Annotated in this window: 17 protein-coding genes; 9 read left to right on the forward strand and 8 right to left on the reverse strand. The window is 68.4% G+C overall.

All coding sequences use genetic code 11. The annotated features are described in order from the left end of the window. Positions 1–226: 226 nt before the first annotated feature. The 3 genes from CFP71_RS25275 (at position 227) to CFP71_RS25285 (ending at position 3,770) form a co-directional block, all read left to right on the forward strand. The gene (locus CFP71_RS25275) at positions 227–658 is read left to right on the forward strand and encodes a Fur family transcriptional regulator (RefSeq protein WP_093936465.1); all 432 of its coding nucleotides are present in this window, start codon (positions 227–229) and stop codon (positions 656–658) included. A gap of 33 nt (positions 659–691) precedes the next feature. After that, the gene (gene katG / locus CFP71_RS25280; RefSeq protein WP_093936432.1) at positions 692–2,926 is read left to right on the forward strand and encodes a catalase/peroxidase HPI; all 2,235 of its coding nucleotides are present in this window, start codon (positions 692–694) and stop codon (positions 2,924–2,926) included. An 88-nt stretch (positions 2,927–3,014) separates the two neighbouring features. Next, positions 3,015–3,770: a ZIP family metal transporter gene (locus CFP71_RS25285; RefSeq protein WP_093936433.1), complete on the forward strand. Its 756-nt coding sequence runs from the start codon at positions 3,015–3,017 to the stop codon at positions 3,768–3,770. Between the two features lie 3 nt (positions 3,771–3,773). Here the strand turns inward: CFP71_RS25285 and CFP71_RS25290 are convergent, their stop codons facing one another. The 4 genes from CFP71_RS25290 to CFP71_RS25305 all read right to left on the reverse strand — a co-directional run bounded on the left by CFP71_RS25290 (position 3,774) and on the right by CFP71_RS25305 (position 8,304). Next, positions 3,774–5,216: an alpha/beta fold hydrolase gene (locus CFP71_RS25290; RefSeq protein ID WP_093936434.1), complete on the reverse strand. Its 1,443-nt coding sequence runs from the start codon at positions 5,214–5,216 to the stop codon at positions 3,774–3,776. Between the two features lie 98 nt (positions 5,217–5,314). Beyond that, positions 5,315–5,770 (reverse strand): ester cyclase, encoded by a 456-nt coding sequence (locus CFP71_RS25295; protein ID WP_093936435.1) that lies wholly within the window; start codon positions 5,768–5,770, stop codon positions 5,315–5,317. After that, positions 5,767–6,663: a hypothetical protein gene (locus CFP71_RS25300; protein ID WP_093936436.1), complete on the reverse strand. Its 897-nt coding sequence runs from the start codon at positions 6,661–6,663 to the stop codon at positions 5,767–5,769. The genes CFP71_RS25295 and CFP71_RS25300 overlap by 4 nt, the downstream gene beginning before the upstream one ends. Positions 6,664–7,293: 630 nt before the next feature. Beyond that, positions 7,294–8,304: an SdiA-regulated/phytase-like domain-containing protein gene (locus CFP71_RS25305; RefSeq protein ID WP_093936437.1), complete on the reverse strand. Its 1,011-nt coding sequence runs from the start codon at positions 8,302–8,304 to the stop codon at positions 7,294–7,296. A gap of 192 nt (positions 8,305–8,496) precedes the next feature. On the opposite strand from CFP71_RS25305, the gene CFP71_RS25310 reads away from it, so the two are divergent. The 4 genes from CFP71_RS25310 to CFP71_RS25325 are packed head-to-tail and all read left to right on the forward strand — an operon-like array spanning position 8,497 to position 11,927. Beyond that, positions 8,497–9,897 (forward strand): fatty acid desaturase, encoded by a 1,401-nt coding sequence (locus CFP71_RS25310; protein ID WP_093936466.1) that lies wholly within the window; start codon positions 8,497–8,499, stop codon positions 9,895–9,897. Then, positions 9,894–10,088, forward strand: coding sequence for a ferredoxin (locus tag CFP71_RS25315; protein ID WP_093936438.1), 195 nt, complete (start codon positions 9,894–9,896; stop codon positions 10,086–10,088). The genes CFP71_RS25310 and CFP71_RS25315 overlap by 4 nt, the downstream gene beginning before the upstream one ends. A gap of 2 nt (positions 10,089–10,090) precedes the next feature. Further along, positions 10,091–11,299, forward strand: a complete 1,209-nt coding sequence (locus CFP71_RS25320; protein ID WP_093936439.1) for an NAD(P)/FAD-dependent oxidoreductase — start codon at positions 10,091–10,093, stop codon at positions 11,297–11,299. A gap of 1 nt (position 11,300) precedes the next feature. Next, positions 11,301–11,927 (forward strand): TetR/AcrR family transcriptional regulator, encoded by a 627-nt coding sequence (locus CFP71_RS25325; protein WP_093936440.1) that lies wholly within the window; start codon positions 11,301–11,303, stop codon positions 11,925–11,927. Here the strand turns inward: CFP71_RS25325 and CFP71_RS25330 are convergent. Continuing rightward, a complete protein-coding gene (locus tag CFP71_RS25330) occupies positions 11,901–12,482 on the reverse strand; it encodes an AAA family ATPase (RefSeq protein ID WP_093936441.1) in 582 nt (193 codons plus the stop codon). The two genes, CFP71_RS25325 and CFP71_RS25330, sit on opposite strands and share 27 nt — an antisense overlap. A 58-nt stretch (positions 12,483–12,540) precedes the next feature. On the opposite strand from CFP71_RS25330, the gene CFP71_RS25335 reads away from it, so the two are divergent. After that, positions 12,541–12,843: a DUF1905 domain-containing protein gene (locus CFP71_RS25335; RefSeq protein WP_093936442.1), complete on the forward strand. Its 303-nt coding sequence runs from the start codon at positions 12,541–12,543 to the stop codon at positions 12,841–12,843. Positions 12,844–12,846: 3 nt separating this feature from the next. Here CFP71_RS25335 and CFP71_RS25340 read toward each other — a convergent pair whose 3' ends face one another. Then, a complete protein-coding gene (locus CFP71_RS25340; RefSeq protein ID WP_244199823.1) occupies positions 12,847–13,827 on the reverse strand; it encodes an ArsR/SmtB family transcription factor in 981 nt (326 codons plus the stop codon). Positions 13,828–13,893: 66 nt separating this feature from the next. Here CFP71_RS25340 and CFP71_RS25345 point away from each other — a divergent pair, with 66 nt between their 5' ends. Continuing rightward, positions 13,894–15,081, forward strand: coding sequence for an MFS transporter (locus tag CFP71_RS25345; protein WP_093936444.1), 1,188 nt, complete (start codon positions 13,894–13,896; stop codon positions 15,079–15,081). On the opposite strand, the gene CFP71_RS25350 is transcribed toward CFP71_RS25345, so the two are convergent. After that, complete coding sequence (locus tag CFP71_RS25350) at positions 15,068–15,289, reverse strand: hypothetical protein (RefSeq protein ID WP_093936445.1); 222 nt, start codon at positions 15,287–15,289, stop codon at positions 15,068–15,070. The two genes, CFP71_RS25345 and CFP71_RS25350, sit on opposite strands and share 14 nt — an antisense overlap. A gap of 47 nt (positions 15,290–15,336) precedes the next feature. Continuing rightward, complete coding sequence (locus CFP71_RS25355) at positions 15,337–17,367, reverse strand: MMPL family transporter (protein ID WP_093936446.1); 2,031 nt, start codon at positions 17,365–17,367, stop codon at positions 15,337–15,339. Between the last annotated feature and the right edge of the window lie 47 nt (positions 17,368–17,414).

Consider the following 17,414-nt stretch of genomic DNA (forward strand, 5'->3'; position numbering starts at 1 on the left):
GCGGTCCTCAGGGGGTGGCGGAGTCCCGGGTTCGGCGTAGTGCGAGCGAATGCGCCTGATGTGGCTGTGGCGACCCCTGAAGTCCGTGAAGGCCTCCTTCACTACCCTCAGGGTAGGCAAGGGGGCCTTCACGGACTTGGCTTCGGTCGTGACGCAGGGTCCGCGACGAGACACGCCCGGGATCCGCGAACTTGATTCATTCCAGAAAATGGGCCAGACTGCGCCCGTGCCCATGACCCAGGACTTCGAGCGGATGCTGCGCGGGGCCTCCCTGCGCGTCACGCGTCCCAGGGTGGCCGTGCTGACCGCGGTGCGCGACCACCCGCACGCCGACACCGACTCGATCATCGGTGCCGTGCGTTCTGAGCTCGGAGAGGTCTCTCACCAGGCCATCTACGACGTGTTGCGGGCACTGACCGCCGCGCGCCTCGTACGGCGGATCCAGCCGTCGGGGTCCGTGGCACGTTATGAGTCCCGGGTCGGGGACAACCACCACCACGTCGTCTGCCGATCATGTGGTGTCATCGCCGACGTCGACTGCGCCGTCGGTCCCGCACCCTGTTTGAGCGCGTCGGACGACCACGGCTTCGTGATCGAAGAGGCCGAGGTCATCTACTGGGGCCTGTGTCCCGAATGTGCTACCGAACCCCGTTCCTGAGCCCTGCAAGCCCTGATCCTCGGAAGGATTCCCGTGTCTGACAGCCCGGACGCCGTCGTCGGCGAAATGAACGAAGAGAGCGCGGGCGGCTGCCCCGTCTCGGCGGGGCGACGCAACCACCCCACCGAAGGCGCGGGCAACCGCGACTGGTGGCCGAATCAGCTCAACCTGAAGATCCTCCGGAAGCACACCGCCGCCTCCGACCCGATGGACGCCGGGTTCGACTACGCCGCCGAGTTCAAGACCGTCGACCTCGACGAGCTGGCCAAGGACGTCGACGCCGTCCTCACGACTTCGCAGGAGTGGTGGCCCGCGGACTTCGGCCACTACGGCGGCCTGATGATCCGTATGGCATGGCACAGCGCCGGCACGTACCGCATCGAGGACGGCCGTGGTGGCGCGGGCGCCGGCATGCAGCGCTTCGCCCCGCTCAACAGCTGGCCGGACAACGGCAACCTGGACAAGGCCCGCCGTCTGCTGTGGCCGGTCAAGAAGAAGTACGGCCGCAAGATCTCGTGGGCCGACCTGATGATCTTCACCGGCAACCGCGCGCTGGAGACCATGGGCTTCAAGACCTTCGGCTTCGCCGGTGGCCGCGCGGACGTGTGGGAGCCGGACGAGGACGTGTACTGGGGTCCCGAGCGCACGTGGCTCGGCGACGAGCGCTACAGCGGTGACCGTCAGCTCGAAGGCCCGCTGGCCGCCGTGCAGATGGGCCTCATCTACGTGAACCCGGAAGGCCCGAACGGCAACCCGGACCCGCTGGCCGCGGCCCGCGACATCCGCGAGACCTTCCGCCGCATGGCGATGAACGACGAGGAGACCGTCGCGCTGATCGCCGGCGGCCACACCTTCGGCAAGGCGCACGGCGCGGCGAACCCCGACGAGTACGTCGGTGCCGAGCCCGAGGGCGCTTCGATCGAGGAGCAGGGCCTCGGCTGGAAGAACTCCTTCGGCAGCGGCAAGGGCCGGGACGCCATCACCAGTGGTCTCGAGACCACCTGGACCTCCACGCCGACCCAGTGGAGCCACGGCTTCTTCCAGAACCTCTTCGGCTACGAGTGGGAGCTGACCAAGAGCCCCGCCGGTGCCCACCAGTGGCAGCCGAAGGACGGCGCGGGCGCGAACACCGTGCCCGACCCCGAGACCGGTGAGCTCAAGCGCCCGCCGACGATGCTCACCACCGACCTGTCGCTGCGGTTCGACCCGGTCTACGAGCAGATCTCGCGCCGCTTCCTGGACAACCCGGACGAGTTCGCGGACGCCTTCGCCCGCGCCTGGTACAAGCTGACCCACCGCGACATGGGCCCGATCCAGCGTTACCTCGGCCCGCTGGTGCCGCAGGAGACGCTGATCTGGCAGGACCCGGTGCCCGCCGTCGACCACGAGCTGATCGACGACGCGGACATCGCCTCCCTCAAGGAGAAGCTGCTCGCTTCGGGCCTGTCGGTCTCGCAGCTGGTCTCGACCGCGTGGGCGTCGGCCTCGACCTTCCGCGCCAGCGACAAGCGCGGTGGCGCGAACGGTGCCCGCATCCGCCTCGAGCCGCAGCGCGACTGGGAGGTCAACGAGCCGGCGAAGCTCGCCCAGGTGCTGAAGACGCTGGAAGGCGTCCAGGAGGCGTTCAACAGCGCCCAGACCGGTGGCAAGAAGGTCTCGCTGGCCGACCTGATCGTCCTCGGCGGCGTCGCGGCCGTCGAGAAGGCGGCCAAGGACGGCGGCCACGACGTGACCGTGCCGTTCACCCCGGGCCGCACCGACGCGACGCAGGAGCAGACCGACGTCGAGTCGTTCGCCCCGCTGGAGCCGACCATCGACGGCTTCCGCAACCACCGCGGCAAGGGCCACCGTCTCCCGACGGAATACCTGCTCATCGACCGCGCGAACCTGCTGGACCTGAGCGCGCCCGAGCTGACCGTCCTCGTCGGCGGTCTGCGTGTCCTCGGCGCCAACGTGCAGGACTCGAAGCACGGCGTGTTCACCGAGAAGCCGGGGTCGCTGACCAACGACTTCTTCGCGAACCTGCTCGACATGGGAGTTCAGTGGACCGCCGCGAACGGTGACGCGGAGACCTTCGAAGGCCGCGACACCGCGACCGGCGAGGTCAAGTGGACCGGTACCCGTGCCGACCTCGTGTTCGGGTCGAACTCCGAGCTTCGCGCGGTGGCGGAGGTCTACGCCAGCGACGACGCGAAGGAGAAGTTCGTCCGCGACTTCGTGGCGGCGTGGGACAAGGTCATGAACCTCGACCGGTACGACGTGGCATGATCCGAGCCTGAACCTGGCTTGACACCGGGCCGGCCGCGTTTCGCGGCCGGCCCGCTGTGTTTCCGCCGGACGAAGGGAGACGATTCACGTGTGGGACTTGCTGGCGGCGGGTGGCTGGGGCCTGCTGGCCGGGTCGGCGTTGCTGCTCGGGGCGATGCTCGGTTTCCTGATCCGGATCCCGGGCAAGGCCGTGGCCAGTGTGATGGCCTTCGGCAGCGGCGTGCTGATCTCCGCCGTCTCCTTCGAACTGATCGCCGAGGCGCACGAAAAGGGCGGCTTCCTGCCGACCGCTCTCGGCGCCCTGGGTGGTTCGCTCATCTACACCCTCGCCAACATCGCGCTCGCCCGGCGAGGCGCCCGGCATCGCAAGCGCTCGGGCGGCCAGCAGCCGTCCGAGACCGAGCAGGCCGGGTCCGGTACGGCCATCGCGCTCGGTGCCCTGCTGGACGGCGTCCCCGAATCGATGGTGATCGGCACCAGCCTGCTCGGCGGCGGAAGTGTCAGCGTCGTGACCGTGGCCGCCGTGTTCATCAGCAACGTCCCGGAAGGGCTGTCCAGCGCGGCCGGGATGAAGCGGGCGGGCCGCAGTCCGCGCTATGTCTTCACGCTTTGGAGTGGTATCGCCGTGATCAGTGGTGTGGCGGCCCTGCTCGGTTACGGCGTTCTCGGAGGCGCTTCCGGTGCCGTCCTGGCCGTGATCACCGCGGTCGCGGGCGGCGCGATCCTCGCCATGATCGCGGACACGATGATCCCCGAGGCCTTCGAAGACGCGCATCTCTGGACAGGGCTGATCACGGTCGCCGGTTTCCTCACCGCGTTCGGCCTTTCGCGCATCGAGGGCTGAGCGTCACCGGCCGGACGGCGGCGGGATCGGCGCTCCGGCGCAGGACCCGTCGTCGGTCTTGCCCGTCGAGAAGAATTCGACGGCCCTGCTCGCGCAGGGGAGCGAGGAAAGCGAACCGTGGTGGTCGTCCTCGATGGTGAGCAGGGCGCCGCCGATCCGTTCGCGCATGGCCACCGCCCAGCCGATCGGCGTCACCGGTTCGTAGGTGTGCCCGACCAGTTGCAGCGGACTGGTCCCCGGCGTGAACTTCCACGGCTGGACCGGCAACGGCCAGCCCGCGCACCGGCCGTTCCAGAAACCGGGGGAGGCGATGGCCGGATACGCGCTGATGCGCTCCAGCCTGCGCTGCCAGATCGTCTCGAAGTCCCGCGGACCTTCGGACGCGTTGCAGAGGATCGCCGTCTGCTGGAAGGTGTTGAACCCGTTGGGGTTCACGTCCCAGCCGAATCCGCGACCTTGTCCGGCAACGGGTTTCGTGGAGGGGGCGCCGCCGTCACGCAGGGCCGCGAGCGCCTTGGCGGCGTTCGCCCACTCGCGGCGCGGGCCGGCGAGGTGGTTCGTCACCGTCTCGCCGTGTTCGTCGCGGAGTTTCAGCAGCGCTTCGAGCACCGCGGGCTGCCGGTCGCCGAAGTGGTAGACGGCGTCGTACCGGGCGATCCACGCGGCGAAGTCCCTGGCCGTGATCTCGCCCGCCGCGACCATAGCGTCGTCCATCGCGCCGACGTCGAAGGTCGGCGACATGACCGAGTCCAGCAGCATGCGGTCCACCCGGGAGTCGAACGCGGTGCGGTAGGCGGCGCCGAGGGCGGTGCCCCAGGAGACGCCGTAGAAGCCGATCTTCGCCTCGCCCAGCGCCTCCCGGATCCGGTCCATGTCGCGGGCGACGTTCTCGGTGGTCAGGTTGCGGACGAACTCGGGATCGGCGGTGACGCAGCGCTGGTTCACCTTCGCGTCCCGTTCGAACACGAACCTGGCTTTTTCCTTGTCCGGCAAGGAAGACGGCGGTTCGGCGTCGTCGCCCGGGAGCGGCGGGCAGGCGACGTCGTCGGCGCTGTAGTCGACACCGCGCGGATCGAAGCCGATCAGGTCGTGGTCCACGCCGATCCCGGCGGCCTTGCTGTCGGTGATCCACCGAGGCTCGTGGATCCCGGACTGGCCGGGGCCGCCGGGATTCAGCAGTACGACGCCTCGCCGCCGCGCGGGATCGGTCGCCTTCCGCCGCGAGACCGCGATGTCGATCTTCCGGCCTTCCGGCTGCGCGTAGTCGACCGGGACGGGCACCATGGCGCATTCGGTGCGCTGGTCGTCCGCGGGCTCCCAGCCCTTGGCGACGTCCTTGCAAAGCTTCCAATCGAGCGAGGCGGGCGACGCGGACGCGAGCGCCGGTGCCGTCAGCGCGGCCATCGTCGTCGCGAGCAGCACGATCGCGACCCGGTTGCGGGGCATGGGCGGTTCTCCAAGGCTCGGCGGCGGGGCTTCGCCAGCCTCGCCGCGAGCCCCGTCCGTCCACATCGGCCGAACGGCCGAGGGCGCCGGCCGTTCGTTCAGACCTCGCCCGACGCCAGAAGGTTCAGCAGTTCGGCGTGCCCGGCCTGGGTGATCAGGCTGGCGGCGTCGAAGTAGACGCGCTCGTTGGTGATCCTGTCGCCGTCGAAGAAGAACACCGCGATGATCGGCACCCGGAACGCCTTGCCGGTGGGCGGGCGGCCGTAGAACTCGCCGAGGTTGGTGCCGAGCAGGTCGAATTCGACGATGACCGACTCGTCGGCGAAGTGGTAGCGGACGTTGTCGTGCCGCTGATCCGGGAAGGCCGTGCGGGTCATGCGGTAGTAACCCATGACCTCTTCGTCGCCGTCGAAGATCTGCCCCGTCGCCATGATCTCGTAGTGCGGATGGCCGTTGAAGGTGCCCAGGGTGCGGTCGAACTCCTGGGTCACCTCCGTGTCCATGTGCTCCTCGATGATCTTGTGGCGGCGCTCGCGCAGGTCTTCGTTGATCACTGGTCCTCCGGGTCGTCACTGGTCGCGATCCGGAGCCTACCGCCCGCGGCTTCGTCGTCGGTCCCGTAGAGGAGCGTGCCGCACGAGCGCGAGAGGCAGGTCATGGCCTCGATCTTGTGGCCGGGGAAATCGCCGATCTTCGCCGGAGCGGGGGAGAGGGCGATCGAACCGTCGGAGCGGAGTACACCCGCCGCGTACACGGCCGAGTCGAACGGGCCGTCGTCGCCGGGGTCGGAGGCGGCCGAGATCAGGACCTGGCCGTCCGCGGTGATCTCGACGTCCGAGGTGTGCCGGACGTTCGCGGTGGGGTATGGGACGCGGAACGGTTGTGACTTCGGCTTCTTGAAGGACAGTTTCGAGACCGAGAACTCCGCGGAGTAGAGCGTGGCCGGACGGGCGTCCTGCCCCCGGTCCGCCCAGACCGCGAACAACCGGTCATTCACCTTTTTCAGGGCGAAACCCTCGTAATTGTCGTCCGGATCGCCCTTCGGTACCCGGAACGTGCCGAGAATCTTCAGCCGCCGGTCTTTCAGGTCGAGGTGAAAGCCCTTGCCGTCGCTGGCCAGCGCGATGAATTCGCCTGACTTCCCCGGTACGGCTTCGGCGGCCTCCAAGTCGACCGGGAGCTCGCCGGGCCAGTCGATCTTGTCCACCTTGGACACCTCACCGCGGTCGAGCCGGACCCTGACAGCTCGGTTCTCGCCGGACTTCTTGTTGTCCCGCAACACAAGTGCGTCCACCCTGTCGCCGTCCTTGTCGAGGACGGCGATGCCGCTGGCGCCCGAGGTCATCCCGGTGCCGATGGATTCCCAGCCGTCGCCTGCCAGTGCCGCGGACGGCAGGAACAGTGGGAGGGTCAATGCCGGAAGAATCGCGAGAGAGGCGAATTTCATGCCGACAAACTAGTCCAGGAACGGGATGGCGAAAAGGCAGGAATCGGTGCACTCCAGTGGCAAGCGGTGGCGAGGCGGGTTCGTGTGATCAGATGGACGGCACCGGTGACCGAGCGGACGACACGTGTGATCAGATGGACGGCACGTGTGATCGGACGGACGGCACGTGATGGGGGCCCGGTGGCGAGAGTGGCGTCCAGTCAGTCACGCGTGTCGTCCGTCTGATCACACGTGCCGTCCCTTCAGTCACGCGAAAGCTCCGGGTAGGTTGGGCGGCAGGTCAAATCAGCAGGATCGATCCTGCTGAGTAGGCCATCTTCGCCCCCTGAGGGCACGGTTTGGGACCTGGCCGCCGACCGCCGCGTCCCGAGCGTCCACATAGGACGTTCGGCGACGATTGAGCGTCCGATTTATGCCTGTATAGGCTGTTCCGTGCGGGGTCGTGAGTGATAAAGAGGGTTAGAACGCTCTTTATCACTCACGACCCCCTTCGCAAGGCCACGCAAAGTACCCAAAACGGGCGTACCGGCTGAAAAGAGCGTCTCTTGTGGACGGTTGAGGTCGCGATCGACTCCCGCGGACCAGTTCAGGCCGTGCCGCGAAAGCTCCGCCTTGCACGACCCCCTGTGCTCAGCCGCAGGAAAGCGTGCCGGCCCGGAGGGCGTGGCTGCTTTCGTTCCCGTCGTCGGCCCAGACCACCTGCTTGCTCCCGGAGGCGCAGGTGGGCGAGATGGCGAAACCTTCGTTGTTGTAGTTCGGCATCGCGCTCGGCCGGTCGAAGGTGCTGGTCACGGTGAACTTGCCCTGCGTGTTGCCGGCGAGCGTCGTCGAGTTCCCGTCGCAGTTGTCGTCGCAGATCGCCCACAGCTTGCCGGTCGAGCCCTCGTATTCGAGCTCCATGATCGAGTCGAGGCCGCTCGCGAAACTCGCGACACGGGTGTACTTCCCGCCCGCCTGGTCGAGCGCGTAGGCGTAGATCATCCCGTTGCTCTCGAGGCCGACGAGGTAGAGGCCGGTGCCGTGGCCGGGGTAGGTGCTCGGGTTGTACGGCGCCTTCGTGCGCTCGTCCACGAACCCCTTCGCGGTGAGCGCGCTGTCCGGGATCCACGACACGGCTTCGAGCCCGTCGTTGGCCGAGACCTTCGGCAGATCCGCCGTCAGATCCCATTCGGCCTTGGCGGTGAGGGTCTTGGCCGAGCCGGAGACGTCATAGCGGAGCACTTTGAGCGCGCTCTTCTTGTCGTTGTCGCCGTCGCGTTCGGTGGCCGCGACCACGCCGTCCGGGGTGGCCACGACGGCTTCGGCGTCGGGGTCGCCCTTGCCGCTGCGGTAGCGCAGCTGCTTGCCGGACGACCAGCCGTTGGCGGTGTCCGGCTTCCACTTCGAGCCATTGCGCACGAGGCGGTAAAGCGTGCCTGGCCCGTTCTTCACCGCCCACAGGACGTCGGCGCCTTGGAAGGACAAGCCGCTCATGTTGCCGCCCAGAACGTCCGAATCGTCGGCGTTCGACACGGCTGAGCCGCCTGGCCAGGGGCTGTTCGCCGTTGTGCTCGCGGTGGCGGTCGTGGCGGGCAGGACCAGCAGGGCGGCGGCGACGGTGGCCACGGCGACCGGGCGGATCGGGCGAGGTGATCGGGGCATTCGCGCTCCTTCGGGGCGGACGAAGTGGATCGCGGCGTGTCGTCACAAGTTAAGTAAGTTTCCTTACGAATACAAGATATCGCCAAGTTCTCACGAAATGAAGCAACGGCGGGTTTACAAAAGATGTCTACTTGTCAAACCGGGTGTACATCGCCTATAGTTTTGTAAACCCAGCCAATGGAGGAGGGTGCGATGAGCGAGATGACGGGCACGATTCCGGTGGGCTCGACCGACCGGTGGACCGACCGCAAGCGGTATCTGTGGCTGATCGGCCTGGTGGTGCCCTCGCTCGCGTTCCTGGCCATCGGACTGCACGCGGCCACCGGATGGGGCGTGTGGTTCTGGATCGGGCCGATCGTGATCCTCGTGGTCGTCCCCCTGATCGACCTCGTCGCCGGGCTGGACCGGGACAACCCGCCGGACGACGTCATCGAACGGCTGGAAAAAGATCGCTACTACCGCTGGATCACCTTCGCGTTCCTGCCCATCCAGTACGCGGGTTTCGTGGCCGCCTTCTGGCTGATCGCCCGGGGTGATCTGTCCGTTGTGGACAAGGTCGGCCTGGCGATCTCGATCGGCTGCATCGGTGGCATCGGCATCAACACCGCGCACGAACTCGGGCACAAGAAGGAGAGTCACGAGCGCTGGCTGTCGAAGATCGCGCTGGCGCAGAGTTTCTACGGCCACTTCTACATCGAGCACAACCGAGGTCACCACGTCCGGGTGGCCACCCCGGAGGATCCGGCCAGCAGCCGGGTGGGGGAGAGCTTCTACCGGTTCTGGCCGCGCACGGTGTTCGGCTCGCTGAAATCCGCGTGGGGCCTGGAGCGCAAGCGGTACGCCCGGCGCGACCGGCATCCGTTCCGGATCGGCAACGACGTGCTCAACGCCTGGCTGATGTCCGCGCTGCTGTGGGCGGCGATGACCGTGTGGCTGGGCCCGGGAATCCTGCCGTACCTGGTGATCCAGGCCGTGATCGGCTTCTCGCTGCTGGAGGTCGTGAACTACATGGAGCACTACGGCATGCGGCGGCAGAAGGTCGGCCCGCCGAACCGCCGTCGCTACGAACGGGTGGATCCCAGCCACAGCTGGAATTCCAACAACATCGCCACCAACGTCCTGCTCTACCACTTGCAGCGGCACAGCGATCACCACGCGAACCCGACCCGCCGTTACCAGACGCTGCGTGATTTCGCGGAATCGCCGGTCCTGCCGACGGGGTACGCCGGGATGATCGTGCTGGCGCTGTTCCCGCCGGTCTGGCGTCGTGTGATGGATCCGCGAGTGCTCGCGCACTTCGACGGCGACATCTCCCGCGCGAACATCCAGCCGTCCAAACGCGGCAAGATCCTGGCGCGCTACGGAACCCGCGTCACTTCGTCGTCCACGGTCGCCGAAGACACGCACGGCGACGCGACCGAGGGCGGGATGTGCCCTGGCTGCGGCTATGTCTACGACGAGAAGCTCGGCGACCCGCGGGAAGGCTTCCCCGCCGGAACGCCGTGGTCGTCGATCCCGGATTCCTGGTGCTGCCCGGACTGCGGGGTGCGGGAGAAGGTCGATTTCGTGGCACCGGGAAGGGTCGAAGCATGATGAAGATCGAGGCGGACCGCGCGAAATGCGACGGGCTGGGCATGTGCGAGGCGATGGCGCCCGACTTCTTCGAAGTGGGTGACGACGGCACGGTCGTGGTGCTCGACGAACAGCCGGGCGAGGAGCACCGGCAGGACCTGGCGGCCGCCGTCGACGCTTGCCCCGTCCTCGCCCTGAAACTGCGGGACTGACCATGGCGCTGGTCGTCGTGGGCGCGTCACTGGCCGGACTGCGCGCGGTGGAGGCCGCGCGCCGGGACGGGTACCGAGGGCGGATCGTGCTGATCGGCGCTGAGGATCACCCGCCCTATGACCGGCTTCCGCTGTCGAAAGCGTTTCTCGACGTCGAAGGCCCCGAGAAGGTCGAACCGTTCCATGGTGAGACAGCGTTGCGCGACGAGCTCGGCGTCGAACTGATGCTCGGCGCTCCCGCGGACGGGCTCGACACCGCCGCTCGCGAGGTCGCGGTGGCGGGGAAGACCGTTCCCTACGACGCGCTGGTGATCGCGACCGGCGCCACCGCGCGGCGGTTGCCCGGCAGCGAAGGGATCGCCGGGGTCCACGCGCTGAGGACCGCCGAGGACGCCCTGGCCGTCCGGGCCGCGCTCGACAACGGGGCCCGGACGGTCGTGATCGGGGCGGGTTTCATCGGTTCGGAGGTCGCCGCCGCGGCCCGCAAGCGCGGGCTGACGGCCACGATCGTCGAGGCGCTCGACGTCCCGCTCACGCGTTCTGTCGGAGCCGAGGCCGGTGCGATGTGCGCTTCGCTGCACCGGGAGGCGGGCACGGAGCTGCGGTTGTCCACGAAGGTCACCGGCCTGGAATCCGATGGTGGCGTGGTGACCGGCGTCCGGCTTTCGGACGGCGAGGTACTGCCGGCGGACCTGGTCGTCGCCGGCATCGGCGTCGTCCCGGCCACCGGGTGGCTGTCGGGGAGCGGGGTCCCGCTGCACGAGGGCGACGGCGGCGTGGTGTGCGATGCCACGCTGGCGACCGGGGTGCCCGGCGTGTACGCCGCCGGCGACGTCGCCCACGCCGCGAACCCGCTGTTCGACGGCGAACTGATGCGGCTGGAGCACTGGACGAACGCCGCGGAGCAGGGTGCCGCGGCCGCTCGTCACGCGCTGGCACCGGAGTCGGCCCGCGCGCTGGCTCCGGTGCCGTACTTCTGGTCGGACTGGTACGACCATCGGATCCAGTTCGTCGGCACCCCGCGGGCGGACGAGGTGGTGACCGCGGTCCCGGCTTCCGGTGGTTTCACCGCGTTGTACCGGCGCGGGGACCGGATCGTCGGCGCGCTGACCGTCGACCGGCCGCGCGAGATCATGAAGTACCGCCGCCACATCGCCGGACGGGCGCCGTGGCCCGAGGCGCTGGCTTTCGCCGCCGAAACGGCTGCTTAGAATGACGATCATGAGCGAGGCACCGGTCTCTGGAGGGCCGTACCGGCAGCCGATCGTCGCGTCGGCGATCGAGCTGACCGTGCGTTCCGGCTGGTCCTCGGTGACGATGAGCAAGCTTGCGGAGATCGTCGGGGTCAGCCGTCAGACCGTCTACAACGAACTCGGCTCGAAGACCCAGCTGGCCGAAGCGATGATCTCGCACGAACTCGCGCGGTTCCTCTCGGTCGTCCGTGATGCCTTCGAACGGCACCCCGAGGACCTGGTCGAGGCGATCCACGACGCCGTCCGCGGCGTTCTCGAACTCGCCGACGACAATCTCCTGCTGCGCGCCATCGTCTCGGCCACGCATGGTGCCGACACCGAACTGCTGCCGCTGCTGACGGTCCGGGCGGGCAGCCTCCTGGGCGAAGCGACGATCATGCTGCGCGGCCGTGTCCGCGCCTACGACCCGCCGCTGGACGGCGAGCATCTCGACGTCGCCATCGACGTCGTGGTCCGGACCGTGCTGAGCCACATCATGCAGCCGTCGGACACTCCCGCGCGCACGGCGGACGCGTTGGCGTGGATGGCCTCACGCGTCCTCGGCGCGAGCACGAGCCGCTCACTGCGGCATCCGACGCTGGATTAGCGCCGCGGTCTCGGCCGGGCTCAAACGCGTGTTGTCGATACGTAGGTGACCGTGCCGCTCGATCAGGTCCTGGGCATGGACCCGGCGGGTTTCGTCGGTGTTCATGACGTAGTCGCGGTCGAGTTCGAGAAGGTTGGCGTGCGAGAACTCGAGATCGCGTTTGCTGGGCTTGCGGTCGAGACGCAGCTCGGTGGAATTGCGCTTGAGGCGCTCGTCGAGGTCCGAGTACAGCTCGACGAACCGCGTCCGCCCGCCGCGTGACCCCACGATGTCGACGTACGAGCCGATGAGCTCGGCGTCTTCGGGCAGCTCCAGCCCCCAGACGTAGGTGAAGACGAGCCCCGGCAGCTCCGCGTCCGCGGCCTCTTCGATGACCCGGCGGCGGAACTCGTTGACGAGCCTGCCGAATGGCGGCGAGCCGAACGGGAAGATGCCGAGCACCGGCTCGACGGCCATGTGGTTGTGGAAAAGCTTGAACCCCGTGAGTTTGCACAGCTCCTCGCCGACGGTCATCTTGCCGACGGCGGGCGGTCCGAAGATCACGACGAAGTCCACCCGGTCACGTTAGCCTCGCGCCGCTGAAACTGTCGGTGCCGTGTGCGAGGCTCCACCGATGATCGTCGTGTTCGATGCCGAGCTCTGGGTCTGGGACGCCCGCCGTGGGGAGACCTGGACCTTCGTGAGCCTGCCCAAGGACGTCTCCGAGGAGATCCGGGAGATCACCGATGGCCCGCGCCGGGGGTTCGGGGCGGTCCGCGTCCAGGTCGGCATCGGTGGCAGCAAATGGAAGACGTCGATCTTCCCGGACTCGAAACGCGGCGCGTACGTGCTGCCGGTCAAGAAAGCGGTCCGCAAGGCCGAAGGGATCGAGGAAGGTGATGTGGCGAAGGTGACCGTCGAACTGATCGACCTCTGATCGTCAGAGCAGGCGCTCGCCGAGCGGGGTCGTGAGGTAGAGGACGTTGCGACCGGAGCGTTCCCGCGCGACCAGGCCGCTGTCCCGAAGAACCTTGAGGTGCTGGGAGACGGCGCTCGGCGTGACGCCGAGAGTACGGGCAAGGTCGGTCGTGGTGGCGGGGGAGGACAGCGCCGAGAGAAGGTCGGCCCTCGCCCTGCCCAGCAGCCGTACCGTGCCGGCCCCGGGTGATCGGGTTCCGGCCGTCCACAGGGCGCCGGTTCCCCGCGCCGGATAGCGGATCGTGGTCTGGGTCGAGGTGTTCTCCTTGACCAGGACATAAGGCGACCCGAGCACGACAGGCATCAGCACGAGGCCACCCGGCCCTCGCGTGATGACGCGATGCCGATCGCGCCAGCGCTCGCCGGCCAGGACCACCTGATCGTTGTGCCAGCGCAGGTCGGGATGCAGGTCCGCGAACAACCGCTCGGCGCCGCCCGCGGTCAGTGCCCGGGCGTGGTAGGCGACATCGGCCTCCAGCACCGCCCGGATCCGCGGCCAATGCGGCGCGACAAGGCGATCGTGGGCCTCGCGCAGTTCCTCGGCGACCTCCCGCAGACCGGACGCGGGGTCGTCGGCTAGAGCCGCGGCGGCGGGAGGAAGCGTTTCGCCGAAGACCCGGTCGAGGCACGCCCTCACCCGGTCTACAGGGGTTCGCCGCAGCGCGCTGAGGTCGTTTTCGAGGGAATCCCCCGAGTCTCGCGGGGCAGGGACGAGGAACTCCGGCCAGCCGAGCCTGCCGGTCACGAGCAACCGCCAAGTCCGCGAGAGGTCGAGTGGCTCGCGATCGAGTTCCTCGCGCGCCCACCGAAGCCAGGGCAGGTTGACCGCGTTCCGATCGATCCCGGCGAGCTGCTGCAAGCAGGCCACGGTCTCGGACAGCGGCGAGATCGCGAACCGGGTCGCGGCCAGCTCGGCGACACCGAGTTCGATGGTCATCGGCATCGTCCGAGTATGTAGCCCAGAGCTGAATGGTGTCTCCGGAACACCGGACGTCGCCACGATCCGATCATGACCGACCTGCCCAACGCCTACCGACGACTGTGGCGGGCCACCGCGATCGACAGCCTCGGAAACGGCGTCTTCACCGCGGCGCTGCCGTTGCTGGCCGTGACGGTGAGCCGCGACGCGCGGGACGTAGCTCTTGTGTCCGCCGCGACGTACCTCCCGTGGCTCCTACTGTCCCTCGTCGCGGGATCCGTCGTCGACAGGGCCGACCGAATCACCCTCATGTGGCGAACGCAGACGTTCCAAGCCCTGATCGTCGGGGTGCTCACCGCGCTCGTCGCGGCCGAACTCGTCAACGTAACGGCGCTCGTCGTGTTCGCGTTCGCTTTGGGGTCGTGCGACGTCTTCTACGACAACGCGGCGCAAACGGCGCTCCCGGACCTCGTCCCGAAAAGCCTGCTGCACCAGGCGAACGGCAGTCAGCAAGTGGCGTTGATCGTCGGCAGGCAGTTCCTGGGACCGCCTCTCGGGAGCCTGTTCTTCGCGCTCGCCTGGACGCTTCCGTTCGCCGTCGACGCCACGTCGTTCATCGTCGCCGCAATCCTTCTGGCCGGGTTGCCGAGAAGGCGGCATGTACCCACTGAACGGGCGAAAGTTCGCGACGGACTCCGTTGGCTGAGGAAACACCGGCTGCTACGCACACTCGCTTTGCTGCTCGGCATCAACACGTTCTGCGGCCAGTTCGGGAACGCGACTCTCGTGCTGTTCGTGACCGACGTGCTGCATCTCCGGGCGGGGGTGTTCGGTCTGCTGCTCGCCGGGGCGGCGATCGGTGGCGTCGTGGGCGGGCTGGTAATCACCCGGCTGGTCGCCCGGCTCGGCGACCTCCGCGCGCTCCTCGTCTCGCTCGCCGTGAACGCCGTCGTCTTCGTCGGTATGGGGTTCAGCCCGAACGTCGCCCTGCTCGGCGGGCTCTTGGCGGTGAGCGGTTTCGTGACGACCATCTGGAACGTCGTCACCGTCAGCGTCCGGCAGCGGGAGGTGCCCGCGTCGTTGCTCGGCCGCGTCAACAGCGTGTACCGGCTGCTCGGCTGGGGGCTGATGCCGCTCGGCGCGCTGACCGGAGGGCTGCTCGCGCACAGGTTCGGGCTTCGCGTTCCCTACCCTGTCGCGGGTGTCATGCGGGGCCTCGCGCTCGTGGCCGCGCTTCCCATGCTGATCCCCGCGATGCGAGAAGCTACTCCTCGGTGAGCTCGGCCAGCTGATCGGCGGCGTCCTGGTTACCGCGTCCGGCCAGCCGCCGCAGCTCGTCCAGCGCACCCAGCTCGGTCGCCGTCTCGATCAGCTGGTCCGCCGCGTCACTGCTGCCGCCGTCGGCCAGCCGCCGGAGTTCGGCCAGGTCGCCGCGTTCGCCGGCGTCCTGGATCCGCTCGTCGATGGCGTCCTGCTCGTCGCTCATGTCACCAGGCTACGGCCAGGGGCGCTCGTTCACCGTGATCGCCGCGTTCATTCCCGGCCGGTCTTCGCCAGCTTCGACGGCCACCAGATCTTCCGTCCGACGTCCACCGTCAGCGCCGGTACCAGCAGCGAACGCACCAGCAACGTATCGAGCAGAACGCCGAACGCGACGATGAACGCCAGCTGAGCCAGGAAGAGGATGGGGAGGACGGCCAGCGCGGCGAAGGTCGCGGCGAGCACGACGCCCGCGGACGTAATCACGCCGCCGGTAACGCGCAGGCCGCGCAAGGTGCCGTCCCGGGTTCCGATCCTTCCCGCCTCTTCGCGAACCCGGGTCATCAGGAAGATGTTGTAGTCGATTCCCAGCGCTACGAGGAACACGAAGCCGAACAGCGGGACGACCGGGTCGGCGCCGGGGAAGTCGAAGACGTGGTTGAACACCAGCGCCGAGACCCCCATCGTCGCGGCGAACGACAGCACCACCGTGCCGATCAGCAGCAGCGGCGCGAGCAGCGATCGCAGCAGCAGGGCGAGCACGAGGAAGATCACCACCAGGACGATCGGGATGATCACCATACGGTCGTGCTCGGAGGTCTCCCTGGTGTCGAGCAGGGTCGCCGTCGGTCCGCCGACCTTGGTGCCGTCGACGGTGTGCACGGCTTCGCGGATCCGCTGGACCGTCGCGACGGCCGCGTCCGAGTCCGGGGGATCGGCCAGCACCGCGTCGATCTTCGCGAGCCCGCCCGCATCGGCTCTTTGACGGACGTCCGAGACGCCTTCGACGCGCGCCAGCACGGTCACCGCTTGAGCCTGGCCCGCCGGGGTGATGATCACCGTGGGCGAACCGGAGCCGCCGGGGAAGTAGCGGGAAAGGACTTCCTGTCCCGCCACGGAATCGACGGGGGTGAGGAAGACGTCGGACTGCGCGGTGCCGGAAGCCTTGAGCTGCGGCAGGAACGCGCCGCCCGCGAGCAGGACGACGGTCGTGACGATCCAGACCGTGCGCGGCGCACGCGAGATCCAGCCCGAGACGCGGCCCCAGAGCCCGCCGGTTTCCTCCTTCGGCGGGGCCACCGCCGGTCGGAAGGGCCAGAAGGCGTTGCGCCCGCACAAGGCCAGGACGGCGGGCAGGAACGTGATGGTCGTGAGGAACGCGGCGCCGATGCCGATCGCCGCCACCGGGCCGAGTCCCTTGTTGGAGTTCAGGTCGCTGAACAGCAGGCAGAGGACGCCGAGGATCACGGTCCCGGCCGAGGCCGCGATCGGTTCGATGGTCGAACGCCAGGCCGTGCGGAGCGCGGACCGGGCGTCGTCGGTCGTCCTGAGTTCTTCGCGATAGCGCGAGATCATCAGGAGCGCGTAGTCGGTCGCGGCGCCGAAGACGAGGATGAACAGGATTCCCTGACTCTGCCCGTTCAGCGCCAGCACGTCGTGGTCCGCGAGCAGGTATACCGCGAGACTCGCCGTTCCCAGCGCGAACACCGCCGACAACAGGACGAGCAGCGGGAGCAGCGGGCTCCGGTAGACGACGATCAGGATGAGGGCGACCACCGCGCCCGCGACCAGGAGCAGCAGCCCGTCGATCCCGCCGAACGCCTCCTTCAGGTCGGCGACCTGTGCGGCGGGGCCGGTCACGAGGACTTTCAGCCCGTCGGGGGTGTCGCGGGCGAGCGCGTCCCGCAGTGCCTCGACGCCGTCCCCGGGGTCGCTCGTGGCGTCCAGGAGCACGACGACCTGCGCGCCCGCGTTGCTCTGCGGTGCGGGGATGAGCCGCGTGCTCGACGTCCGGTCGGTGAGGAACCGTTTGTCGGCCTCGGTCAGGCCCGACGGCCGTTCGGCGACGACGATCGCCGGGATGACGGAAGAGCTGGAGAACTGCTTCTGGAGCTCGCCGACCTCGGTCGCCTCGGCCGAAGCGGGCAGGAAACTACTGCTGTCGTTCTCCGTGACCTGGCTCAGCTTGCCCGCGAACGGGCCGCTGAACCCGCCGAAGAGCAGCCAGGCGACCGCGACGAGGGCGGGGAGCAGCCACCGCAGACGTGACCGCGTGCGGGTGGGTCGTTCGACTTCCGAGATCATGGACGGATGGCTCCCGTGGCAGTGCTACTTCGACGAGTGAATATTTC

This window comes from Amycolatopsis thailandensis, assembly GCF_002234405.1.
Taxonomy (GTDB): domain Bacteria; phylum Actinomycetota; class Actinomycetes; order Mycobacteriales; family Pseudonocardiaceae; genus Amycolatopsis; species Amycolatopsis thailandensis.